Below are 24,231 nucleotides of genomic sequence, written 5' to 3'. Positions count from 1 at the left end.
CATCGCCATGGTGCTGGCGGCCGGGCTCGGCAAGCGCATGCGCCCGATCACCGACACGATGCCCAAGCCCCTGGTGCCGGTCGCCGGCAAGCCGCTGCTCGACTGGGGCCTCGACGCGCTGGCCGAGGCCGGCGTCGGAACGGCGGTGGTCAACACCCATTATCTCGCCGGGCAGATCGTTGCCCATGTCGCGCGGCGCGAGAAGCCGCGCGTGGTGATTTCCGACGAGAGCACGGAACTCCTCGATTCCGCCGGCGGCATCGTCAGGGCGTTGCCGGAGCTCGGGACCGAGCCGTTCTACGTGCTCAACGCGGACACGTTCTGGATCGAGGGGGACAAGCCCAATCTCGAACGTCTCGCCCTTGCATGGGACGGCGCGCGCATGGATATTCTTCTCATGCTAGCGCGACTCGACATGGCGACGGGGCACAACGGTTCGACCGATTTCCTGATGGGCGGGGACGGGCGGCTCATGCGCGCCAACCGCTCGCCGGACGGCTTCATCTATGCGGGCGCGGCGATCGTCGACCCGCGCATCTTCGAGGGCGCGGCCGCAAGGCCGCATTCGCTGAACCTCTATTTCGACCGGGCGATCGAAGCCGGCCGCCTCTTCGGCACGGTCATGGAAGGACACTGGATCACGGTCGGCACGCCGGAGGCGATCGCGCCAGCCGAGGCGGTGGTGGCGGCCCGTTCCGGCGGACGATGAGCGTTCGCGCCGCGCCGCACGTTGTGTCGATACCGGCGGGCGTGCCGTTCCTGCCGACGCTCGCCGATGCGCTTCTTTCCGGACGACTCGTGAAGGGCTTCGAATATGACGGAGACCCGCTGAAGCTCGCCGAGGCGACGATCTACGTGCCCACCCGCCGCGCCGCGCGCGAATTGCGCGGCATCCTCGTCGAGCGGCTCGGCGGGCAGTCCGCGATCCTGCCCGCGATCCGGCCGCTGGGCGAATTCGACGAGGACGTCGCCATCTTCGAGGGCGGCGACGCGGCCGAGCTGGCGATGGCCCCGCCTGTCGAGGCGCTCGACCGCATCCTGCTGCTTGCTCCACTCGTGCAGGCCTGGAAGCGCAGGCTGCCCGCCCATGTCGCCGCGCTCTATGGCGAGGAGATCGTGGTGCCGGCCTCGCTCGCCGACGCGATCTGGCTTTCCCGCGATCTCGGCGCGCTCATGGACGAGGTCGAAACGGAAGGCGCCGACTGGAGCCGCCTCGCGCAGCTCGTCCCGGTCGAGCTCGCCAATTGGTGGCAGGTGACCCTCGAATTCCTGGAGATCGTCACCGATGCCTGGCCGCGGCTTTTGGCCGAGCGCGACCGCTCGAACCCCGCCGCGCATCGCAGCGCCATGATCCTCGCCGAGGCGGCGCGCCTCACCCGAAATCCGCCGGCCGGCCCGGTGATCGCCGCCGGCTCGACCGGCTCGATCCCGGCGACCGCGCGTCTGCTTTCGGTGATCGCCAGATTGCCGCTTGGCGCGGTGGTGCTGCCGGGCCTCGATCGGGCGATCGACACGCGAAGCTGGGACGAGATCGGCAAGCCCGATGCGCCGCCGGCGAGCTTCGGCCATCCGCAAGCCGGCCTGAAGAAGCTTCTCGGCGTTCTCGGCGTCGACCGGACCGAGATCGCCGACCTCGCGGAAGCTCCACCCGAGCTCGCCGCCCGGACCGGGATCGTCGGGCAGGCGCTGCGACCGGCCGAGACCATCGATGCCTGGGCGGGGGAGCGGGAGGCGGCCGACGATGCGGAAATCGCCTCCGGCCTTGCCGGCGTGACGCTCATGGAAGCAGCCAACGAGCGCGAGGAGGCCCTGGCGATCGCGGTCGCGCTTCGTCTCGCGATTTCACGGGAACATGAAACCGCCGCGCTCGTCACCGGCGACCGCGAGCTTGCCCGCCGGGTTGCGACGGAGCTGCGCCGCTTCGGCATCGAGGCCGACGATTCCGGGGGAACGCCGCTGTCCAACACGCCGCCCGCCACACTGCTGCGGCTGTTGCTGGAAGCGGTGCTGCGGCCGGGCGATCCGGTCGGAATACTGACCCTGATCAAGCATCCGCTGCTGCGCCTCGGCCTGCCGCGGGGCATCGTGCGCGAAGCCTCCGAGACAATCGATCTCGTTGCGCTGCGCGGCGGCACCGGCCGTCCCGACATCGCGACGCTGCGGGCCGATTTCGACCGCCGGCTGTCGGCGATGGATGCCGCCTCGCGCAAGCCGTTCTGGCGCCGTCGTCTCGACGAGCGGGAAATCGACAACGCCCGCAAGGTGCTGGAGGCGCTGCACGACGTGGTCGAGCCGCTGGCGGAGTTGCGCCGGCGCGCCGACCTTTTCCTGAGCGGGGTCGCCCGCATTTCCGTCGAATGCCTCGAACGGCTCGGCCGCGACGAGGAGGGCGCGCTCGACGGGCTCTATCATGGCGAAGCGGGCGACAAGCTCGCCGATTTCCTGCGCGCCCTGATCGGCACGACCGCGGATGTTCCGCTTGCCGCCGGCGAATGGCCGGACGTGCTCGCCGCCCTGGTCGCCGGGCAGATGGTCAAGCCCTCGGTCGGCGCGGACAGCCGCGTCGCGATCTGGGGCGCGCTGGAAGCTCGTCTGCAGGCGGTCGACACGCTGGTGATCGGCGGCCTCAACGAAGGAAGCTGGCCGCGCAAGGCGGAACCCGACCGCTTCATGTCGCGCTTCATGAAATCCGGCATGGAGCTCGAGCCGCCCGAACGGCGTATCGGCCAGGCGGCGCATGATTTCGTCATGGCGATGGGCACGCACAAGGTCGTGCTCAGCCGTGCCGCCCGGGCGGGCGACGCTCCGGCCGTCGCTTCGCGCTGGCTGCAGCGGCTCGTCACCTTCGCCGGCGAGGCGCCGACGCGGGAAATGCGCGCCCGCGGCAGGACGATCCTTCATTGGGCGCAGGCGCTGGACGAGGCGCCGGCGGTGCCCTTCGCGCCGCGACCCGAACCGCGCCCGCCCCTCGACGCCCGGCCGCTGCGCTTCTCCGTCACCGAGATCGAGACGCTGCGCCGCGATCCCTACGCGGTCTATGCGCGGCGTGTGCTCCGGCTCGAGCCGGTGGAGCCGCTGGTGCGCGATCCGGGTGCCGCCGAGCGCGGCACGCTGTTCCACGACATCATCCACGGCTTCTCGCTGGCCGGCATCGATCCGGCGGCACCCGACGCCGTTGCCCGCTTCGTCGAGATCGGACGACGGCTTTTCGACGAATGGGCGCTGCCGCCCGACATCGACGCCGTCTGGTGGCCGCGCTTCCTGCTGATGGCCGGGAAATTCGTCGAATGGGATCGCAACCGTCCGCGTGGCATAGCGAAACGTCTCGCCGAGGCCCGCGCCAACCAGACCGAGGTCGGTCTGACCGGATCGACCCTCGGTGGCCGCGCCGACCGCATCGACCTGCGCGCGGCGGGCATGGCCGACATACTCGATTTCAAGACCGGCTCCTCGCCGTCCAAGGCGCAGGCGCACACCCTGCTTTCGCCGCAGCTCGCGCTCGAAGGCGCCCTCCTGATGCGCGGCGCGTTCGAGGAGGCCGGCAGCCCGATGCCGGCCGAGCTCGCCTATGTCCGGCTCAAGGCCAATGGCGAGGTCTTCGAGGAATCGGTTCTCGACTACAAGAACCAACCCAAATCCGCGATCGAGCTTTCGGAGGAAGCCTGGGCAAGGCTGGAAAAGCTTCTGGCCCACTACCGCAGGGAGGAGACCGGCTATCTGTCGCGCGCGCTTCCATTCCGCGAGGGTGACGTCGGCGGCGACTACGACCACCTTGCCCGCGTTCTGGAATGGTCCGCCGGCGGCGACGAGGACGGGGACGGCGAATGAGGAAGAGCTTCGTCGTTCCGCAGGAGACCGTCGAGCGCCAGGCCCGGGCGTCCGACCCGCGCAGTTCGGTCTGGGTGTCGGCCAATGCCGGCTCCGGCAAGACGCACGTGCTGTCGCAGCGCGTCATCCGCCTGCTGCTCGAGGGCACCGACCCGTCGCGCATATTGTGCCTGACCTATACGCGCGCCGCCGCGGCCAACATGGCGAACCGCGTCTTTTCGAGCCTCGCCAGATGGACGATGCTTCCCGACGACGAACTCGCCGGCGAGATCGAGAAGCTCGACGGCCGTCCGCCCTCGGCGCGGAAGATCCAGCGCGCCCGCCAGCTCTTCGCCAGCGCGCTCGAAACGCCCGGCGGGCTGAAGATCCAGACCATCCACGCCTTCTGCGAGGCCGTGCTGCACCAGTTCCCGCTCGAGGCCAACATCGCCGGCCATTTCGAGATGCTGGACAACCAGATGGAGGCGGCGCTGGTCGCCGAGGCGCGGCGCGAGATGATCGCGGGCGCGGCGGAGGGGCAGGACCCCGCACTTGCCGAGGCCTTCGCGACCGTGCTGCAGCTCGGCGGCGAGTTCGGCCTGGAAACGCTGCTCGGCGAGGTCGTCGCCAAGCGTGACGGCCTGCGCCGCTTCATCTCTGCGATCGGCGACGGCGATCCGCGCTTTCACCCGCTTTTCGGGGAATTCGGCTTCTCGGGCCGCGAGACCCCTGCCGCAATCCTCGCCGAGGTCTGGCCGGACGGCTATTTCGACGCGCGCCTCGCCCGCGCCCTCACCGACCGCGCCCATGCGGCCGGCAAGGTGAAGGCGGCCGATTTCGGCGCGGACCTCGCGGCCGCCTGCGCGCTTTCCGGGCCGGACACGCTGCTCGATGCGCTGCGCCCGCTTTTCATGACCAGGAAGAACGGCCAGTGGACCGCCAAGTCGACGAAGGCCCTTATGGCCAAGGGCGTCGGCGAGCATTTTCCGGGTTTCGCGGAGGAATTCGAGCGCTTCGCCACGGCGATCGACGCGGCCTGCGACCGGGCCGCGTTGCTCAACATGCTGCAGGGCACGCGCGCCGCGCTCGTCATCGCCGATTGGCTCATCGCCCGCTACGAGCGGCTGAAGAGCGCGCGCGGCTTCCTCGACTTCAACGACCTGATCACGCGCACCGTCGCGCTGCTCGGCCGGAAGGATTCCGGCGCCTGGGTGCAGTACAAGCTCGATCGCGGCATCGACCATATCCTGCTCGACGAGGCCCAGGATACGAGCCCGGATCAATGGAACGTGGTCAAGAACCTCGCCGCCGAGTTCTTCGCGGGAAAGGGCGCGCGCGAAGGGGTCGAGCGCACCATCTTCGCCGTCGGCGACGAGAAGCAGTCGATCTATTCCTTCCAGGGCGCGGAGCCGGAGGCCTTCGACATCAGCGGGCGCGAGTTCTCCGAGCGGGTGCGTGCGGCCGAAAGCCGGTTCGAGCATGTGCGGCTGACGCGCTCCTTCCGCTCGACCGACGACGTGCTTTCGGCGGTCGACCTCGTTTTCTCGCGCGAGGAGACCCGCAAGGGACTGACGCGCGACCCCGAGCCGATCGCGCATCGCGCGGTGCGCGAGAACGATCCGGGCTATGTCGAGCTCTGGCCGTCGCTGAGCCCGGAGGTGGTGGAGGAACCCGAGGACTGGACGACGCCCATCGACCACGCCTCGGCGCCCGCCGTCAGGCTCGCGCGCCAGATCGCCGCGACGCTTCGACGGTGGCTCGACACCGGCGAGAGGATCGAGGGCACCGGCAAGCGCCTTTCCGCTGGCGACGTGATGGTGCTGGTGCGCAAGCGCGACCGCTTCATCCACGCGCTGACGCGCGAATTGAAGAATTGCGGAATACCGGTCGCCGGCGCCGACCGTCTCGTCCTGGCTGGTCACATCGCCGTGCAGGACCTGATGGCGATCGGCCGCTTCGTGCTGCAGCCGGAGGACGATCTTTCGCTCGCCGCGGTGCTCAAGAGCCCCGTCTTCGGCCTGGGCGAGGAGACGCTGTTCAGGCTCGCGGCGGAGCGGCCGCGCTCGCTCTTCGCCGCTTTGCGGCAGGCGGCGGAGAATGACGATGCGCTGAAGGCGGTGCTCGACCAGCTCGTCGCCTGGCGCGACGAGGCGGGCTATCGCCCCGCTTTCGAATTCTATGCCGGGCTGCTCGCCCGTGACGGTCTGCGCCGCAGGATGATCGCCCGCCTAGGGCACGAGGCCGGTGACGTGGTCGACGAGTTCCTGAACTTCTGTCTCGCGGCGGAGAAGTCGGGCGTTGCGGGCCTGGAGCCGCTTCTGGCGCTGCTCGAGGGCGGCGGGCCGGAGATCAAGCGCGAGATGGACCAGACACGTGGCGAGGTCCGCATCATGACCGCGCATGCGGCGAAGGGGCTCGAGGCGCCGGTCGTGTTCCTGGTCGACAGCGGCAGTGCCGCCTTCAGCGAGAGCCATCTGCCGCGCCTGATGCCGTTCGACCCGCCGCGCAGGGGCTGGCGGGGGCCAGGCTATCTCTGGCGCGCCGCCGGCGACATGACCAACAAATTCTCGCGCGAGCTGGCGCGTACCGCGCGCGAGAAGGCGGAGCAGGAATATCGCCGCCTGCTCTATGTCGGCATGACCCGCGCCGAGGACCGCCTGGTCGTCTGCGGCTATCACGGCAAGCGCGGACCTTCCGACATGACCTGGCACGCGATCGTCCGCGATGCGCTGAGCGGGTCGCAAGACAGCGCCGAGCATGTCCACCCGGTTTCCGGTGCCAGGGTGCTGCGGTATCGCGTCACGCCGTTGCGCGCGATCGAGGAAGGGAAGGCGGAGGAGGGCGCGCGTGCCGAGCTGGCGGCAATGCCCGCCGCGTTGACCCGGCCCTTGCCGGCACCGCCGCGCCTGCCGCGTCCGCTCTCGCCCTCCGGCGCCGCCGCGCTGATCGAGCCCGAGCGTGAATTGGGGCGCGCGAAAGGCTCGCCGGTGCTCGACGAGGCACCCGCCGCATCCTTCGCGATCGAGCGCGGCCTGGCCGTGCACCGGCTCCTGCAGATGCTGCCCGCGCTGGCGGAGGCGGAGCGGGTGCCCGCCGCCATGCGCTATATCGCGCGCATCGGCAAATCCTGGCATGAGGCGGACCGCGAAAGGCTGCTCGGCTCCGTCGAGGCGGTGCTGCGCGAGCCGCGCTTCGCGCCGATCTTCGCGCAGGGCTCGCGCGCCGAAGTGACGATCATGGGCACGGTCAAGCTGGGCGCGGTCGAGCGCGCCGTGTCAGGCAAGATCGATCGGCTGGCCGCGACGGATCGCGAGGTGCTCGTCGTCGACTACAAGACCAACCGGCCGCCGCCGGCCGGTCTCCGCGAGGTGCCGGGCGGCTATGTCGCCCAGCTCGCGCTCTATCGCGAGTTGCTCGCGCCCCTCTATCCGGGCAGGCGGATATCCGCGGCATTGCTCTTCACCGAGAAGCCGATCCTCATCGAGGTTCCGGCGGAAGCGATGGACGACGCCCTTGTCCGACTCACGCGAGCGTGACACAACGATGCTTGAAGTCAGTTCCCGCGCGCACCACATGCGTGCGGACCAGAATTCTCGCCCAGGAAATTTCGAAGGAGTCCGAAATGGCGACTGTCACTATCGACAAGAACAATTTCCAGTCCGACGTGCTTCAGGCTTCCGAGCCGGTCGTCGTTGATTTCTGGGCCGAATGGTGCGGCCCCTGCAAGATGATCGCTCCCGCCCTGGAAGAGATTTCCGCCGAGCTCGACGGCAAGGTGAAGATCGCCAAGGTGAATATCGACGAGAATCCCGAGATCGCGGCGCAGTTCGGCGTGCGCTCCATCCCGACGCTGATGCTGTTCAAGGGCGGTGAAGTGGCCGACATGAAGGTCGGCGCGGCGCCGAAGACGGCGCTTTCGGCCTGGATCGGCGGCAACGTCGCCTGACTTCTCGCGAATTGCGAAATCGAGCCCGGCCATCGCGCCGGGCTTTTTCTATCGCGGATTTCCGTCAGGCCGGCGGCGTGCCGTTCTTTCTCAGGACTTCGCCGATCAGGTAGAGCGAGCCGCCGATCAGGATGCGCGGCGGGGTTTCGGATGGATCCCAGGTGTCGCGCACCAGCATCAGGGCGTTCTCGATCGAGCTGACGGGTTCCGCCGAAAGCCCGGCTTCCGTCGCCTTTGCCGCGAGCTCGTCATTCGGCACGCCGGCGTCGCTCTCGTTGACGGGCACGGTGAAGACGTGCCGCGCCATGCCGTGGAAGGTGTGGAAATAGCCGGCCTGGTCCTTGGTGTTGATCATCCCGGAAATCAGCAGCAGCGGGCGCGGATGGCGCTCTTCCTGGTCGGCGAGCGCTTCGGCGATGACCGCGCCGGCGCCTGGATTGTGGCCGCCGTCGATCCAGATTTCCGCGCCTTGCGGCGCCAATTCCATGAGCCGGCCCTCCGTCAGCTTCTGCAGCCGGCCCGGCCATTCGACGCGGGTCATCGCGGCGTCGGCGATGCGGTGGCTGACCTCGAAGCCCGCCGCCTTGACCGCCGCGATCGCCGCGGCCGCATTCGCATATTGATGCCGGCCCGGCAGGCGCGGCGGCGTCAGGTCGAACAGACCGCCCTCGTCCTGGAAGATCATTCGGCCGTTCTCCTCATAGGCGAGGAAATCCTGGCCGTAGACCTGGAGCGGGCAATCGAGCCGCTCGGCGGTTTCGATCAGCAGCTCGCGCGCGGCCTCGTATTCCTGCGCGCCGACGATCACCGGCACGCCCTGCTTGATGATGCCTGCCTTCTCCGCCGCGATCAGCTCCACCCGGTCGCCGAGATAGGCTTCGTGGTCGAGCGAGATCGGCATGATGACGCTGGTCGCCGGGCGCGGAATGACGTTGGTGGCGTCGAAGCGGCCGCCCAGTCCCACTTCGATGATGGCGGCGTCCGCCGGATGCTCGGAAAAGAGCACGAAGGCGACGGCGGTGAGGATTTCGAAGACGGTGATCGTTTCGCCGCGATTGGCCTCTGCCACCCGGGCGATCGCGTCGGCGAGAATCGCGTCCTCGACCAGCCTGCCGCCGCCCTCGGCGCCGAGGCGGTAGCGCTCGTGCCAGTTGACCAGATGCGGCGAGGTGTGGACGTGGCAGGTGCGCCCGCCGGCCTCCAGCAGCGCGCGGCAGAAGGCGGCGACCGAGCCCTTGCCGTTGGTGCCGGCGATATGGATGACGGGCGGCAGGCGCTCGTGCGGATTGCCCAGCCGCTCGAGCAGGCGCTCGATCCGCCCCAGCGACAGGTCGAAGCCCTTTGGATGCAACGACATGAGCCGCTCGATCTCGCGGTCGGCGGCGTGCATCTCGATGGTCATTTGAACCGGCTTTCGTTAGGGGCCTGTCGGTCGGTCTGGTCGAAATGCGAAGCTAGGCGCCCGCGCGGCTTTCGGCCTTGGCCGGTTGCGGCGGCAGTATGTCCATCTGCGGCGTTTCTTCCGCGACGTCTTCGTTGACCAGTATCTTCAGGAGCCTCGCGATCATGTGCTTGAGCTCGATCCGCGAGACCACCATGTCGACCATGCCGTGCTCCATGAGATATTCGGAACGCTGGAAGCCTTCCGGCAGTTTCTCGCGGATCGTCTGCTCGATGACGCGGGCGCCCGCGAAGCCGATGATCGCGCCGGGCTCGGCGATGTGGATGTCGCCAAGCATGGCGTATGAAGCCGTGACGCCGCCCGTGGTCGGATTGGTCAGGACGACGACATAGGGCAGCCCCGCCTCCTTCAGGCGGTCGACGGCGACCGTCGTGCGGGCGAGCTGCATCAGCGAGAGGATGCCCTCCTGCATGCGCGCGCCGCCGGAAGCCGCGAACAGCACCATCGGCCGCTTGAGCTCGATCGCCGTCTCGAAGCCCTTGACGATCGCCTCGCCGGCGGCCATGCCGAGCGAACCGCCGATGAAGGAGAAGTCCTGCACGGTGGCGACGATGGGCAGGCCCTCGATCGCGCCGGTGGCGTTGACGACGGCGTCGTCGAGCCCGGTCTTGGCGCGATGGTCGCGCAGCCGGTCGGTGTAGCGCTTCTCGTCGCGGAACTTCAGCGGATCGATCGGCACCTTTGGATTTTCGAGGATCTCGAAATCGCCATTGTCGAAGAAATGCTTGAGCCTTTCCTTCGCGGCGATCTTCATGTGATAGCCCGAGGACGGGATCACCCATTGATTGCCTTCCAGATCCTTGTGGAAGACCATTTCGCCGGTCTCGGGATCCTTGATCCAGAGATTCTCCGGCATTTCCCGGCGACCGAGCATCGAGTTGATCTTCGGCCTGACGAAATTCGTGATCCAGTTCATCGCAAAAATCCTCGGTGTTAGATCACAAGATGGGGTGATTATTCGGCGGGAGCAAGGCGGGCGCGACGCACGCCGTGCGCGAGCCCGTCGACCAGCGTCGCCACCGCATCCGCCGGATCGGCGGTGAGCCTGCCGTTCGCGTCGATGACGTTGGCGACCGCGTTGACGATCGCGGTGCCGACCACGACGCCGTCGGCGGAGGCGCCGATGGCGCGGGCCTGCTCGGCGGTCTTGACGCCGAAGCCGACGCAGACCGGCAGGTCGGTGTGGCCCTTGATGCGCGCCACGGCCGACGCGACCTTGGTCGTGTCCGGCAGCGCCGAGCCGGTGATGCCGGTCATCGACACGTAGTAGACGAAGCCGGACGTGTTCTCGAGCACCTTGGGAAGCCGCTTGTCGTCGGTGGTGGGCGTGGCGAGACGGATGAAGTTGATGCCCGCCTTGAGCGCCGGAATGCACAGCTCCTCGTCCATCTCCGGCGGCAGGTCGACCACGATCAGCCCGTCGATGCCGGCTTCCTTCGCGTCCGCGAGGAAGCGGTCGACGCCGTAGATGTAGATCGGATTGTAATAGCCCATCATGACGATCGGCGTCTCGTCGTCGCCGGCGCGGAACTCGCGCGCCATCGCGACCGTCTTGGCGAGCGTCTGCCCGCTCTTGAGCGCACGCAGGCCGGCGGCCTGGATCGCCGGGCCGTCCGCCATCGGATCGGAGAACGGCATGCCGAGCTCGATGATGTCGCTGCCGGCGCCGGGCAGCGCCTTCATGATCTTGAGCGAGTTTTCATAGTCGGGATCGCCGCCCATGAAATAGGTGACGAGCGCGGGCCGGCCCTCTTGCTTGAGTTTCGCCATGCGGCGGTCGATGCGGGTCGTCATTGTCAGATCTCCATTCCCATCATCTTGGCGACGGTGTGCACGTCCTTGTCGCCGCGGCCGGAGAGATTGACGATGATGACCTCGTCCTTCGACATTGCGGGCGCGATCTTCATCGCATGCGCGATCGCGTGGGAGGATTCGAGCGCGGGGATGATGCCTTCGGTGCGCGTGGTGAGCTGGAAGGCCTCCATCGCCTCGTCGTCGAGGATCGGCAGGTAGTCGACCCGGCCGCTGTCGCGCAGCCAGGAATGCTCGGGGCCGACACCGGGATAGTCGAGGCCGGCGGAGATCGAGTGGCCGTCGAGAATCTGCCCGTCCTCGTTCTGCAGGAGATAGGTCCGGTTGCCGTGCAGCACGCCGGGCCTGCCGGCGCTCATCGATGCGCAATGCTCGGTGCCGTCGAGGCCGCGTCCGCCCGCCTCGATGCCGATGATCCTGACGTCCTTGTCGTCGAGGAAGGGATGGAAGATGCCGATCGCGTTGGAGCCGCCGCCCACCGCCGCGATCACCACGTCGGGAAGCCTGCTCTCCTGTTCGAGAATCTGCGCGCGCGCCTCGTTGCCGATGACCGACTGGAACTCGCGCACGAGCTCCGGATAGGGGTGCGGGCCGGCCGCCGTACCGATCAGGTAGTAGGTGTCCTCGACATTGGTGACCCAGTCGCGCAGCGCCTCGTTCATGGCGTCCTTGAGCGTGCCGTGGCCGGCCGAAACCGGCTTCACCTCGGCCCCGAGCAGCTTCATGCGGAAGACGTTCGGCTTCTGCCGCTCGACATCGGTGGCGCCCATATAGACGACGCAGGGAAAGCCGAAGCGCGCCGCGACCGTGGCCGAGGCGACGCCGTGCTGGCCGGCGCCGGTCTCGGCGATGATGCGTCGGCGGCCCATGCGCTTGGCGAGCAGGATCTGACCCAGGCAGTTGTTGATCTTGTGCGAGCCGGTGTGGTTCAGGTCCTCGCGCTTGAAATAGATCTTCGCGCCGCCGAGATGCCGTGTCAGCCCTTCCGCGAAATAGAGCTTCGAGGGCCGGCCGGCATAATGCGTCGAAAGCGCCTGCAGTTCCGCCTTGAACTCCGGATCGTCCTTCGCCTCGTTCCAGTGCCTTTCGAGGTCGAGGATGAGCGGCATCAGCGTTTCGGCGACGAAGCGGCCGCCGAACATGCCGAACATGCCCTGCTCGTCGGGACCGGTGCGAAACGAATTGGGCGGCACGGGCTGGTTCACGGCCGAACTCCTCTGGAAACAGGCGTCAGGCAGCGCTTCTTTCCCGCGCGTTCCGGACAGCCTTGAAGAAAGCGTCGATCAGCGCCGCGTCCTTGATGCCCGGCGCGCTTTCCACGCCTGACGAGATGTCGATGCCAGGCGGATTGGCGAGACGCAGCGCATCGCCGATATTGGCGGCGTTGAGCCCTCCCGAAAGCATGTAATCGATGCCGGGGTCAAGAGCGGAGAGCAGCTTCCAGTCGAAGGAGACGCCGTTGCCGCCGGGAAGGTCCGAACCCTTGGGCGGCTTGGCGTCGAAAAGGAAGCGGTCGGCGATGCCGCGATAGGGCGCGACGCGGCCGAGATCGGCGGCTTCGCTGATCGGGAGCGCCTTCATCACCGGCAGGCCGTAGCGCGCCTTCACCTCGGCCGTACGCTCCGGGCTTTCCTTGCCGTGAAGCTGCAGCATGTCCGGCGCGACGCCGGCGACGATCCCGTCGAGAAAGGCGTCGCCGGCATCGACCGTCACCGCGACGGTGCTGGCGCGGCCGCGCACGGCCTCGCGCAGCCGTCCCGCCGCGGGCGGGTCGATATTGCGGGGGCTCTTTTCGAAGAAGATGAAGCCGACATGGCTCGCCCCGCCGGCGAGCGCGGCGGCAACGGCGTCGGGCGTCTTCAGCCCGCATATCTTGATGTCGAGGGTCATTTCAAAATTCAACTCTCGGAAATGCGTTTCTGCGTTCCGATTCCTTTTTTCAAGCGCCGTTCTACCTTCTTGATATCTTCGGCGGGAGGTAGAGTTTCGGGCATATCGCCGCCAATTTCACGAATTGTCTGTCGCACTTTTGCTCCCACTTCAAAGTGGGTGCGGTTGGCCGCATCCTTTCCGCGCGTATTCTCTTTGCGCAATTTCTCTTCGGTTTGAGTAGCGCGAAACAAGTTTGCAGCAAGCTCCGTGCTGCCCATGTGATCCAGAATCTGCTGGCTGGCTCTCAAGCCCTTGCGACGTCGAATCCCAGGGACGTCCAACCCGCCATACAGTCCTTTGTATCCATGCGTCTGAAAGATAGCAAAATCCATGCCTTCACGCACACCCGCATTCTTTGCGGCGCTGGCTAGGTTCTTGTTATGCGTTCTGATTTCATCGCGGAGCAGTCGCCGGCGCTCATCCTCGGACAGGGGAATATACTCATCAGCTTGCTGATCAGCGATTTCCTGGCGTCTTGTCTGGATAGCAAAATAGGTTTGCGCGAATGCAACCTCTCGCTTTCGCGCATCTCCGTTCTGCGCAATCAGGTAACTCGCGTAGCGGCTGAGAACGATGTCTTCAATTTCACGCGCGGCGCCGCTCCCGAGATTGACCATTTTCCCGACGCCAGCAAAATGGTCAGAAGCTGCGTGGCCAGATGCGATACATGCTTCACGTGCGCGTTGCACGACCGCCAGAAAATTATCCCATTTTGCATATCCCAGTAGTCGCTGGAGGTCGCGCGCAAACCAGAATTCATTGCCTTCGTCGTCAGATTGAGCGGCCTCTTCGAAAGCGGAAATAAGATCTTCGATTGTTTTACCTGTCTTCTGGCGTCCAAAAGCGTCGTCGAACGCGATCTGCGCTAGTTTTTCGAAACGTTCATTTTTCTCCGACATTTACACCTCCCCCTTCTGGTACTTGGATATTACAGAATATGCCGCATTAAAGAGCAGCTCTCCAGAGTTCATTCGAACTGTATCGCCTGCAGCGCGCCGCCATTGCGCTTGAGCCAGGCCTTGCAGCGCTCGGTGTCGGGGCAAAGCTCCTTGCAGAGCTTCCAGAAGCCGGGTCCGTGGTTCATCTCCCGCAGATGCGCTACTTCGTGCGCGACGAGATAGTCGATCACCGGGCGCGGAGCCATCATGATGCGCCAGGAGAAGGACAATGCGCCGTCCGACGTGCAGGAGCCCCAGCGGCTCGACGTGTCCTTGAAGCGCACCGCCTTCGCCCGCCGCCCGATGGCCGCCGTGTGCTTCGCCACCAGCGCCTCGATCTCCTGCCTGGCCTCGCGCTTGAGGAAGTCGGCGATCCTGCGCGGCAAGTGCCTGCGGTCGCCATGGACGATGAGCGCCGGCTTGCCGTCGACCTCGCCGAGGCTGACCGTGCCGCGCGTTCCCGGCTCGTGCACGATCAGATGCGGTATGCCGCGCAGCGGGATCCTGATGCCGGGGCGGACCTGCGGCCTGTCGGGCACCTTGGCGAGCCGCGTTTCCAGCCAGCCGCGATGGCGCTCGAGGAAGCGATCGACCTCGCCATTCGCCAGGCCCGGCGGCACCGTGACCCGCAACCCGCGCCCGCCGGCATCGATCCTGAGCGTCAGGCGCTTGGCGCGGTCGTTTTCCACGATGCGCAGCGGCAGCGCCCGGTCGGCGACCATGTGCATGCGCTCCTGCGGTGGGGCAGGGCGCGGTCTGGTCTTCGGTTTTGGGTTTCTGAGGAAGCCGAACGCCATGGCTGGCAATCTATCCGATTCGCGGCGGTGCGTGGACGTCAAAGAAAACGGCGCCGGGGATGCCGACGCCGTTTCCGGGAGGATGCGGGTTTGGGACGGTCAGGCCTCGCTGGCTTCGCCCTTGCCCGGCTTGCCGCGCTTCGCGGGAGTGGTCCGGGAGCGCTGCGCCATGAAGCGGTCGAACTCCTCCTGGTCCTTGGCACGGCGAAGCTCGCGTGCGTAGTCGTCGAACTCGGTGCGCATCTCGTCGAGCTTGCGGCGCTCTTCGGCGAGCCGCTCGAGTTCCTTCTCGCGCCAATCGTCGAAGGCGACATTGCCCGTCTGGGCAAATCCGCGACCGGATGCCTTCCTGCAACCGGCAAAGAAGCCGTCGGTCGCCCGGTTCACGTCGCCCTTGAAGCCTTCAAGTCGGTCGCCCCAGATGATGTAGGCGAGCATGGCAAGGCCGAGCGGCCAGAACACCATGAAGCCGATCACCATCAGCGCGATGGTTGCTGGCGTCCATGCAGGACGGATCAATGCGGTTTTGGTCATGATCACCCGTTCCTTCGTGGTTTGCGTGCAGTCCGGCGACTGCATGATTTCGAAATGGGAACGGCAAAAAGGCGATTCAAGGCTGTCCGGCCGAAAACCGGACAACCTCTTGAATCAAGCCGATGAATTCCACATCAGCCGTTGCGGTAGATGTAGCTGTAGCCGTTGATCGCCGGCACGCCGCCAAGATGCGCGTAGAGCACCTTCGAGCCGGCGGGAAAATATCCCTTGCGCACGAGATCGATGAGGCCCTGCATCGATTTGCCCTCGTAGACCGGGTCGGTCATCATGCCTTCCAGCCGAGCGGCAAGTCGGATCGCCTCGTTGGTTTCCGCCGAAGGCACGCCGTAGACCGGGTAGGCATAGTCCTCGACCAGCACCACGTCGTCATTTTCGATGTCGCGTCCGAGGCCGACGAGGTCGGCCGTGCCGCGGGCGATCTCTAGGACCTGGGCGCGCGTCTTTTCCGGCGTGAAGGAGGCGTCGATGCCGATCACGTTGCGCTGGCGTCCGTCCTTGGCGAAGCCGACCACCATGCCGGCATGGGTCGAGCCGGTGACCGTGCAGACCACGATGTAGTCGAAAGCGAATCCCAGCTCGGCCTCCTGCGCCCTCACCTCCTCGGCGAAGCCGACATAGCCGAGACCGCCAAGCGGGTGGACGGAGGCGCCGGCCGGGATCGCATAGGGCTTGCCGCCCTTCGCCTTGACGTCCTCCAGTGCCCGCTCCCAGCTTTCGCGGATGCCGATGTCGAAGCCCTCGTCGACCAGTTCGATCTCGGCGCCCATGACGCGGCTCATCAATATGTTGCCGACGCGGTCGTAGACGGCATCCTCGAACGGCACCCAGCTTTCCTGCACCAGCCGGCATTTCATGCCGATCTTGGCGGCCGCCGCCGCGACCTGGCGGGTATGGTTGGACTGGACGCCGCCGATCGAAACCAGCGTGTCGGCGCCCGATGCGATCGCGTCGGGCACGATGTATTCGAGCTTGCGCAGCTTGTTGCCGCCGAAGGCGAGGCCGGAATTGCAGTCGTCGCGTTTGGTGTATAGCTCGACGTCGCCGCCGAGATGCGCCGACAGGCGCGCGAGCCTCTCGATCGGGGTTGGGCCGAAGGTGAGGGGATAGCGGGCGAATTTTTCGAGCATGAGGCGGTTCCTTTTGGCGAAAGCGTCGTCAGGACGCTACAGCAAGTGGCGCGGAAGGTGCTTTCAAAATACTACGACGCATTGCCATCCATATGTCGATATGACATGCATGATTGCCAAAAATGGGATAGAGAGTGCCAATTTATGGAAGATTCTTCCGACAGGGAGGCGCTGGACCGCATCGACGTGAAGATCCTGCGGCTTCTGCAGCGGGACGGCCGGCTGACCAATGCCGAGCTGGCCGCCAGGGCCAATATCAGCCCGGCGACCTGCCACCGGCGCACCCAGCGCCTTTTCGAGCGTGGCCACGTCCGCTCGGTCAGGGCGCTGGTCGAGCCGGCGTCGGTCGATCGCGGCGCGCTGGTTATGGTCGGCGTGGTGCTCGAGCGGTCGACGAAGGACAGCTTCGCGGCTTTCGAGGCGGCGGCGAAAAAACTCGACTGCGTGCTCGACTGTCATCTGGTGGCGGGCGACTTCGACTACTTCCTGAAGATCAGGCTGCGCGACATGTCGGAGTACAACCGGCTCCACGGCGAGCAGTTGCTGGGCCTGCCCGGCGTGCGCCAGACGCGCACCTTCTTCGTCATCAAGGAAGTGGTCGAGAACGCGCCGCTCGACTTTTGACCGCTAGCGGGTTCTCTCGACCAGCCCTTCCAGCGCGCCGATCATCATGGCGAGGTCCTGCGGCCGCGAAAGCCGGTGATCCCCGTCGCGGATCAGCGACAGCGTCACGTCGTCGGCCGGCAGGTGCTCGACGAGCTTCAGCGCATGCGTGTAAGGCACGTCGGGATCGGCCATGCCCTGCAGGATGTGCACCGGGCAATGCGTGTCGATCAGCCCCAGAAGCACGCGGTTTCTCGCGCCGTCCTCGAAGAGCGCGCGCGTGTAGATGTTGGGCTCGGGCGAATATTCGGAATGCTCCTCTATATAGCCCCTGGTTGCGAGGTCCTGCCGAAGCGCGTCGGTGAGCTGCGGCTCCATGAGATCGCTGGTGAAGTCCGGCGCCGGCGCGAGCAGCAGCAGCCCGCCGATCCGGCTGCCCTCGCCGGCCTTCTGCAATTCCTGGATCATGCGCAGCGCGATCCACGCGCCCATCGAGGAGCCGACGAGGATTTGCGGACCCTCGGTGAAGCGGCGCAGGACGACGAGGCTTTGGCCGAGCCAGCGCGAGATCGTGCCGTCGCGGAACTCGCCGCCGGATTCGCCGTGGCCGGAATAGTCGTGGCGCGTATAGGCGCGGCCCCCGGCTTCGGCCCACTGGTCGAGCGCCTCGGCCTTGGTGCCCTTCATGTCCGAGCGGTAGCCGCCGAGCCAGACGATGCCCGGCGCGCCGCCCGCGCGATGGCGCACCGCGATCCGGTCGCCCTCTGCTTCCATGAAGGTCGGCGCTGTGTCGTCCATGGCAATCTTCTCCGCAGGTTCCTATATGTTGCGGGCAACCTATTGCCATTTGCGGCATTGTCCGTGAAGCCCCGGGGACACAGTCGAAGGCGCGACAACTCTTTTATGCAGCCGCGTGATTCTTTTTAACTCATGTGCTATTGACGTTCGCTGCGCTTCCCGGGCATGGCGATCGCCCGTTCGGGCAAGCATGTCCTGAAGGTCAACAATTCAAGGAGACTACGACCATTCGCAGACCATTCAAAGCCGCGGCGCCGACCAAGGAAGGCCCCCGCGCAAATCTCGAGATCCGCGTGCCGCAAGTCCAGCTCATCGACGCGGAAGGCCTTAATCGCGGCGTCGTTTCGATCAACGACGCGCTTTTGATGGCGGAGGAGGCAGGTCTCGATCTCGTCGAAATTTCACCGAACCAGCAGCCGCCCGTCTGCAAGATCACCGACCTCGGCAAGATGAAATATCAGAGCCAGAAGAAGGCCGCCGAGGCGCGCAAGCGACAGAAGACCATCGAGATCAAGGAGATCAAGATGCGTCCCAACATCGACACCCATGATTACGAGGTGAAGATGAAGGCTGTGCGGCGGTTCTTCGAGGAGGGCGACAAGGTCAAGCTGACGCTGCGCTTCCGCGGCCGCGAGATGGCGCATCTGGAGCTTGGGATGCAGCTTCTCAACCGCGTGCGCGAGGAAGTGGAGGGCATCGCCAAGGTCGAGGCCGAGCCGAAGCTGGAAGGCCGCCAGATGATGATGGTGCTCGCCCCGAAATAACCACGATCCCGCCCGAGCTTGCGCTTCGTATCGAGCGCGGGTTCCGCACGAGGGATCGTCATGAGCGATGAGAATGCCAAGTCGCTGGCTTCGTATCAGTCGGCGCGCAGATTTGTATTGGCGTTGCTCATCGCGCTGATCTGCTTCGTTCTCGTTTTCGCGGCTTCCCTTCAGAACGAGCTGATGCACGAGCGCATCGAGTCGCTCGGCCTCGCGCTCATTCTGGTCGGCATCGGCGGGCGGCTTTGGTCCATCCTCTATATCGGAGGGCGCAAATCGGCCGAAGTCGTCTCGACCGGTCCGTATTCGGTCATGCGCAACCCGCTCTATTTCTTCTCGACGATAGCGGCGGCGGGCGTCGGGGCGCAGACCGGCAGCTATGTCGTCGCCACTCTCTTCGCCGTGCTTTGCGCGATCGTCTTCCACGTCGTCGCGCTGCGCGAGGAGCGGCATCTCAAGGCAACGCTCGGAGCGCCCTATCTGGACTATATCGGCCGGGTGCCGCGCTTTCTTCCCAATCCCCGCCTGTTCCGGGACGATTGCGAAGTCACCTTCAGGCCGCGCCTCTTCAATACGACCTTGCTCGACGGCCTGATCTTCCTCGTTTCGATACCGTTCTTCGAGCTGATCGAGGAAGGCCAGGAGATCGGGCTGATCCCGGTGCTGTTCTGGCTCTACTGAATGCCCTTGCGAAGCGAACTATTGCGCCGCTGGCCACTTGCTGGTATGAGGCGCGCGTTGTCGAGCCGCCCGGCAGGGCATGCCGTGGCGGTTCTTGATGCTGAAAGCTCACACCGACATCGAGCGAATTGGGACGCAGCCGGCCTGTTGCCGGTCTCCCGAATTGATCGAAGGGTTGGCTCCTTGCGGAGCCGTCTGCCAGGCAGACCGGCGTGGGCATAACAAAACGGAGTAGCAAAATGCCCAAGATGAAGACCAAATCGGCCGCCAAGAAGCGGTTCAAGATCACCGGTACCGGCAAGGTGAAGTCCGCCGCTGCCGGCAAGCGCCACGGCATGATCAAGCGCTCCAACAAGTTCATTCGCGACGCCCGCGGCACGATGGTTCTCGCAGAGCCGGATGCCAAGAAGATCGTCAAAAACTTCCTGCCGAACGGCGGCGGCCTCTGAGCCGGTTGGACAAGAGATTTAAGGAGATCATGACATGGCACGCGTAAAGAGGGGCGTCACCGCCCACGCCAAGCACAAGAAGGTCCTGAAAGCCGCCAAGGGCTTCTACGGCCGCCGCAAGAACACCATCCGCGTCGCGAAGCAGGCGGTCGAAAAGTCGCTGCAGTACGCTTATCGCGACCGCAAGAACCGCAAGCGCAATTTCCGCGCGCTCTGGATCCAGCGCATCAACGCTGCTGTCCGTGAGCACGGCCTGACCTATGGTCGTTTCATCGACGGCCTCAACAAGGCCGGCATCGAGATCGACCGCAAGGTGCTCTCCGACATGGCGATCCACGAGCCGCAGGCATTCGCCGCGCTGGTCGCCAAGTCGAAGACCGCGCTCGAATATCTCAAGGACACCACTCCGAACGCTTTTGAAAGCGCAGTCGCCTAACGACCAGCGTCTTTCCCGAAGCATTTGGAATTCAGTTTGGGAAACCCGCGCTGGCAGGGCTGGCGCGGGTTTTTCTTTTTGATGCGACTTACTCGAATGCCGAGTGCCATTCTCGAACCGACCAATTCAACGAGTGAAATCCGATCATCATGAGCGAACAGAACGCCAATCTCGCTGATCTCGAAGCCTCCCTGCTCGAAGAGATCACGGCCGCCTCCGACGAAGCGGCGATCGAGGCCGTGCGCATTGCCGCGCTCGGCAAGAAGGGCTCGGTTTCGGAAAAGCTGAAATCGCTCGGCTCGATGAGTCCCGAGGAGCGCCAGACCATGGGGCCGGCGATCAACGGTCTCAAGCAGCGGGTCACCGACGCCCTTTCCGCGCGCAAGGCCGAGCTGCGCGACGCGGCGATCGAGGTCCGCCTCGCCGGCGAGAAGGTCGACGTGACCCTGCCGGTGCGCCAGACGCCCGCCGAGCGTGGCCGCATTCATCCGATCAGCCAGATCATCGACGAGATCGCGGCGATCTTCGGCGACCTCGGCTTCCAGATCGCCGAAGGGCCGGACATCGAGACCGACCACTACAATTTCACCGCGCTGAATTTCCCTGAGGGGCATCCGGCGCGCGAGATGCACGACACCTTCTTCTTCAACCCGGACGAGAACGGCGCGCGCAAGCTTCTGCGCACCCACACCTCGCCCGTGCAGATCCGCACGATGGAGACGCAGAAGCCTCCGATCCGCATCGTCATTCCCGGCAAGACCTACCGGCAGGATTCGGACGCGACCCATTCGCCCATGTTCCACCAGCTCGAAGGGCTGGTGATCGACAAGAGCGCCAATGTCGCCAACATGAAGTGGGTGCTCAGCGAGTTCTGCAAGGCGTTCTTCGAGGTGCCGAGCGTGAACATGCGCTTCCGCCCGTCCTTCTTCCCCTTCACCGAGCCGTCGCTGGAGGTGGACATCCAGTGCGACCGCTCGCGCCCGGGCGAGGTCCGCTTCGGCGAGGGCTCGGACTGGATGGAGATCCTCGGCTGCGGCATGGTGCATCCCAACGTGCTGCGCCATGGCGGGCTCGATCCGGACGAATATCAGGGCTTCGCCTGGGGGATGGGGATCGACCGCATCGCCATGCTGAAATACGGCATGCCGGACCTGCGCGCCTTCTTCGACGCGGACGTGCGCTGGCTGTCGCATTACGGCTTCCGCCCGCTCGACATGCCGACGCTGTTCGGCGGGCTGAGCAACGGATGAGCGCCCACACCGGATCCTGCCGTTGCGGCTTGATCGCGACCGAGGCCGGCGCGGAACCCTTTCTGCGTTCCTATTGCCATTGCCGCGACTGCCGCAAGCAGACGGGCGCGCCGGTCATGGCCTTCGTCGGCTTCAGGGAGAAAGACCTGACATGGCACGGCGAGGCGAAGACCTGGCGCGCGGGCGGAGTCGTTCGCAGCTTCTGCGGCCATTGCGGCAGCCAGATCGGCTATCGCGACGACAAGCTGCCGGGCGAGGTCTACCTGGCCCTGGGCTTCATGGACGAACCCGAGCGCTACCCGCCCACCGTGCATGCCTTCTCCAGGCGGCGGCTGCCGTTTGTGCACATGGCCGACGACCTCCCGCATTTTGACGGATTCTCCGTCGACCGCTGACCGAGTGACTGGAAGAGACCGATGAAATTCACGCTTTCCTGGTTGAAAGACCATCTCGAAACCGACGCCACGCTCGAGGAGATCTGCGAGCGGTTGACGATGACCGGGCTGGAAGTCGAATCCGTCGATGACAAGTCGGCGCTTAAGCCCTTCGTCATCGCCAGGGTGCTGACCGCCGAGAAGCATCCCGACGCCGACAAGCTTCGGGTGCTGAGCGTCGACACCGGTTCCGGCCAGCCGGTGCAGGTCGTCTGCGGCGCGCCCAACGCGCGCGCCGGCCTCGTCGGCGCCTTCGCCGCGCCCGGCACCTATGTGCCCGGCATCGACGTCACGCTTTCGGTCGGCAAGATCCGCGGCGTGGAAAGCTTCGGCATGATGTGCTCGGAGCGCGAGCTCCTGCTTTCCGACGAGCATGACGGCATCATCGACCTGCCCGAGGATGCACCGGTGGGCGAGAGCTTCGCCGCATGGGCGAAACTCGACGACCCGGTCATCGAGATCAACCTGACGCCGAACCGCCCCGACGCCACCGGCGTCCACGGCATCGCGCGCGATCTCGCCGCCAGCGGCCTCGGACGGCTGAAGGACGGCACGGTCGAGCCGGTCGCGGGCGAGGGCGAATGCCCGGTCAAGCTGTCGATCGAGGCGCCCGATCTCTGCCCCGGCTTCGCGCTCCGCCTCGTGCGCGGCGTCCAGAACGGTCCGTCGCCGAAATGGCTGCAGCAGCGGCTGATCGCCATCGGCCTGCGCCCGATCAACGCGCTGGTCGACATCACCAACTACATGACCTTCGATCGCGGCCGGCCGCTGCATGTCTTCGACGCGGCGAAGGTGGCGGGCGACCTCGTGGTGCGCCGCGCCTTCGACGGCGAGAAGGTGCTGGCGCTCGACGGCCGCGAATATGAGCTGAATTCCGGCATATGCGTCATCGCCGACGACAATGGTGTCGAATCGATCGCCGGAGTCATGGGCGGCGAGCATTCCGGCTGCGACGAGGCGACGACCGACGTGCTGATCGAATCGGCGCTGTGGGAGCCCCTCAACGTGGCCCGCACCGGCCGCACGCTCGGCATCATCACCGATGCGCGCTATCGCTTCGAGCGCGGCGTCGATCCGGAGTTCATGGTTCCCGGCATCGAGCTCGCCACCCGCTTGGTGACGGATCTCTGCGGCGGCACGCCGAGCGAGACGGAGGTCGTCGGCTATGCCGGCTACCAGCCCAGGGTCGTCACGTTCCCGACGCTGGAGGTTCGACGCCTGACCGGCATCGACGTTCCGGCCGAGGAGAGCGTCGCCATCCTCGAACGCCTCGGCTTCGAGCCGCGCGGCGGCGGCTATGTCATCGACGTGGCGGTGCCGTCCTGGCGGCCGGACGTCGAAGGCAAGGCCGATCTCGTCGAGGAGGTGATGCGCATCAACGGCGTCGACAAGATCGCGCCGCAGCCGCTCGTCAGCCATGACGCCGTCAACGGCCGCATCCTGACGACGCTGCAGGTTCGCACCCGCGCGGCGAAGCGCGCGCTCGCGGTTCGCGGCATGATGGAGGCCGTCACCTGGTCGTTCATCCCGGCGGGCCATGCGGAGCTCTTCGGCGGCGGCCGGCCGGCGCTCAAGCTCGCCAATCCGATCGCCTCCGACATGTCCGACATGCGCCCTTCGCTTCTGCCCGGCCTCGTCGCGGCCGCGCAACGCAACGCCGATCGCGGCTTCGCCGACGTGGCCTTGTTCGAGGTCTCCGGCACATATGAGGGCGACCGGCCGGAAGACCAGCGCCGGGTCGCTGGCGGCGTGCGGCGCGGTACGGCGCGCATGGACGGGCAGGGCCGCCACTGGGCCGGCAATGCCCAGGCGGTCGGCGTGTTCGATGCCAAGGCGGACGCGCTCGCGGTGCTCGAGGCCTGTGGCGCGCCGGTCGACAAGCTGCAGGTCGAGGCCGGCGGTCCCGCCTGGTACCATCCGGGCCGCTCCGGCACGTTCAAGCTCGGCCCCAAGGTCGTGCTCGGCACCTTCGGCGAGTTCCACCCGAAGACGCTGGAGGCGCTCGACGTGTCCGGCCCGCTCTGCGGCTTCGAAATCTTCGTCGACGCGATTCCGGAGCCGAAGGCCAAGCCGACACGCACCAAGCCGCGCCTCGACATCTCGCCCTTCCAGGCGGTGCGCCGCGACTTCGCCTTCGTCGTCGACAGGTCCGTCGAGGCGGCGGCGCTGACGCGCGCGGCGAGCTCGGCCGACAAGAAGCTGATCACCGGCGTGCGCGTCTTCGACGTGTTCGAGGGCGCTGCGCTCGGCGACGACAAGAAGTCCGTCGCCATCGAGGTGGCGATCCAGCCGGTCGACAAGACCTTGACGGACGAGGATTTCGAGGCGCTCGCGGCCAGGATCGTCGAGAATGTCGGCAAGCAGACCGGCGGCGTGCTGCGCGCCTGACGATTGGCGGTGACCCGCGCGCCGGCCGGGTATAGGCTGGCGCCCGGGTGCC

Annotated in this window: 22 protein-coding genes; 12 read left to right on the top strand and 10 right to left on the bottom strand. The window is 66.2% G+C overall.

What is annotated here, in order from left to right; all coding sequences use genetic code 11:
• Window positions 1-7: 7 nt before the first annotated feature.
• From XW59_RS02065 to trxA, 4 genes are all read left to right on the top strand, one after another.
• The gene (locus XW59_RS02065) at window positions 8-709 is read left to right on the top strand and encodes a nucleotidyltransferase family protein (protein WP_047145665.1); all 702 of its coding nucleotides are present in this window, start codon (window positions 8-10) and stop codon (window positions 707-709) included.
• Window positions 706-3,828, top strand: a complete 3,123-nt coding sequence (addB, locus tag XW59_RS02060) for a double-strand break repair protein AddB (protein WP_047145440.1) — start codon at window positions 706-708, stop codon at window positions 3,826-3,828. Before XW59_RS02065 ends, addB begins: the two co-directional genes overlap by 4 nt.
• A complete protein-coding gene (gene addA / locus XW59_RS02055; protein ID WP_047145439.1) occupies window positions 3,825-7,343 on the top strand; it encodes a double-strand break repair helicase AddA in 3,519 nt (1,172 codons plus the stop codon). Before addB ends, addA begins: the two co-directional genes overlap by 4 nt.
• 86 nt (window positions 7,344-7,429) lie before the next feature.
• Entirely contained in the window at window positions 7,430-7,753 is a 324-nt protein-coding gene (trxA, locus tag XW59_RS02050) for a thioredoxin (RefSeq protein ID WP_047145438.1), read from the top strand.
• A gap of 64 nt (window positions 7,754-7,817) precedes the next feature.
• Here trxA and XW59_RS02045 read toward each other — a convergent pair whose 3' ends face one another.
• From XW59_RS02045 to XW59_RS02005, 9 genes are all read right to left on the bottom strand, one after another.
• Window positions 7,818-9,149, bottom strand: a complete 1,332-nt coding sequence (locus XW59_RS02045; protein WP_136068208.1) for a folylpolyglutamate synthase/dihydrofolate synthase family protein — start codon at window positions 9,147-9,149, stop codon at window positions 7,818-7,820.
• 58 nt (window positions 9,150-9,207) lie between these two features.
• Window positions 9,208-10,131: an acetyl-CoA carboxylase, carboxyltransferase subunit beta gene (accD, locus tag XW59_RS02040; protein WP_047145436.1), complete on the bottom strand. Its 924-nt coding sequence runs from the start codon at window positions 10,129-10,131 to the stop codon at window positions 9,208-9,210.
• A 38-nt stretch (window positions 10,132-10,169) separates the two neighbouring features.
• On the bottom strand, window positions 10,170-11,009 hold the full coding sequence (gene trpA / locus XW59_RS02035) for a tryptophan synthase subunit alpha (protein ID WP_047145435.1): 840 nt from the start codon (window positions 11,007-11,009) through the stop codon (window positions 10,170-10,172).
• Window positions 11,010-11,011: 2 nt separating this feature from the next.
• Entirely contained in the window at window positions 11,012-12,232 is a 1,221-nt protein-coding gene (gene trpB / locus XW59_RS02030) for a tryptophan synthase subunit beta (RefSeq protein ID WP_047145434.1), read from the bottom strand.
• Between the two features lie 25 nt (window positions 12,233-12,257).
• Complete coding sequence (locus XW59_RS02025) at window positions 12,258-12,917, bottom strand: phosphoribosylanthranilate isomerase (RefSeq protein ID WP_047145433.1); 660 nt, start codon at window positions 12,915-12,917, stop codon at window positions 12,258-12,260.
• A gap of 8 nt (window positions 12,918-12,925) precedes the next feature.
• Window positions 12,926-13,858: a DNA damage-inducible protein D gene (dinD, locus tag XW59_RS02020; RefSeq protein ID WP_082137566.1), complete on the bottom strand. Its 933-nt coding sequence runs from the start codon at window positions 13,856-13,858 to the stop codon at window positions 12,926-12,928.
• A gap of 68 nt (window positions 13,859-13,926) precedes the next feature.
• Window positions 13,927-14,694, bottom strand: coding sequence for a M48 family metallopeptidase (locus XW59_RS02015; RefSeq protein WP_047145432.1), 768 nt, complete (start codon window positions 14,692-14,694; stop codon window positions 13,927-13,929).
• A gap of 99 nt (window positions 14,695-14,793) precedes the next feature.
• Window positions 14,794-15,228 carry a DUF2852 domain-containing protein gene (locus tag XW59_RS02010; RefSeq protein WP_047145663.1) on the bottom strand — a complete coding sequence of 145 codons (435 nt, stop codon included), beginning with the start codon at window positions 15,226-15,228 and terminating at the stop codon, window positions 14,794-14,796.
• Window positions 15,229-15,362: 134 nt separating this feature from the next.
• Window positions 15,363-16,376: a 1-aminocyclopropane-1-carboxylate deaminase gene (locus tag XW59_RS02005; protein WP_047145431.1), complete on the bottom strand. Its 1,014-nt coding sequence runs from the start codon at window positions 16,374-16,376 to the stop codon at window positions 15,363-15,365.
• A 144-nt stretch (window positions 16,377-16,520) separates the two neighbouring features.
• On the opposite strand from XW59_RS02005, the gene XW59_RS02000 reads away from it, so the two are divergent.
• Entirely contained in the window at window positions 16,521-17,000 is a 480-nt protein-coding gene (locus XW59_RS02000; protein WP_047145430.1) for an Lrp/AsnC ligand binding domain-containing protein, read from the top strand.
• A 3-nt stretch (window positions 17,001-17,003) separates the two neighbouring features.
• On the opposite strand, the gene XW59_RS01995 is transcribed toward XW59_RS02000, so the two are convergent.
• Window positions 17,004-17,777, bottom strand: a complete 774-nt coding sequence (locus tag XW59_RS01995; RefSeq protein ID WP_047145429.1) for an alpha/beta hydrolase — start codon at window positions 17,775-17,777, stop codon at window positions 17,004-17,006.
• 227 nt (window positions 17,778-18,004) lie between these two features.
• Here XW59_RS01995 and infC point away from each other — a divergent pair, with 227 nt between their 5' ends.
• From infC to pheT, 7 genes are all read left to right on the top strand, one after another.
• A complete protein-coding gene (infC, locus tag XW59_RS01990; RefSeq protein ID WP_047145662.1) occupies window positions 18,005-18,541 on the top strand; it encodes a translation initiation factor IF-3 in 537 nt (178 codons plus the stop codon).
• A 60-nt stretch (window positions 18,542-18,601) separates the two neighbouring features.
• On the top strand, window positions 18,602-19,222 hold the full coding sequence (locus XW59_RS01985) for an isoprenylcysteine carboxylmethyltransferase family protein (RefSeq protein WP_047145428.1): 621 nt from the start codon (window positions 18,602-18,604) through the stop codon (window positions 19,220-19,222).
• Between the two features lie 239 nt (window positions 19,223-19,461).
• Window positions 19,462-19,671: a 50S ribosomal protein L35 gene (gene rpmI / locus XW59_RS01980; RefSeq protein WP_047145427.1), complete on the top strand. Its 210-nt coding sequence runs from the start codon at window positions 19,462-19,464 to the stop codon at window positions 19,669-19,671.
• 34 nt (window positions 19,672-19,705) lie between these two features.
• A complete protein-coding gene (gene rplT / locus XW59_RS01975; protein ID WP_047145426.1) occupies window positions 19,706-20,107 on the top strand; it encodes a 50S ribosomal protein L20 in 402 nt (133 codons plus the stop codon).
• Window positions 20,108-20,256: 149 nt separating this feature from the next.
• A complete protein-coding gene (pheS, locus tag XW59_RS01970) occupies window positions 20,257-21,357 on the top strand; it encodes a phenylalanine--tRNA ligase subunit alpha (protein WP_047145425.1) in 1,101 nt (366 codons plus the stop codon).
• Window positions 21,354-21,752, top strand: a complete 399-nt coding sequence (locus tag XW59_RS01965) for a GFA family protein (protein WP_047145424.1) — start codon at window positions 21,354-21,356, stop codon at window positions 21,750-21,752. The genes pheS and XW59_RS01965 overlap by 4 nt, the downstream gene beginning before the upstream one ends.
• A gap of 21 nt (window positions 21,753-21,773) precedes the next feature.
• A complete protein-coding gene (pheT, locus tag XW59_RS01960; RefSeq protein WP_047145423.1) occupies window positions 21,774-24,179 on the top strand; it encodes a phenylalanine--tRNA ligase subunit beta in 2,406 nt (801 codons plus the stop codon).
• Window positions 24,180-24,231 lie beyond the last annotated feature (52 nt).

The organism is Aquamicrobium sp. LC103 (genome assembly GCF_001014615.2).
Classification (GTDB): domain Bacteria; phylum Pseudomonadota; class Alphaproteobacteria; order Rhizobiales; family Rhizobiaceae; genus LBCQ02.
This window is presented reverse-complemented; position numbering and strand designations above follow the sequence as displayed.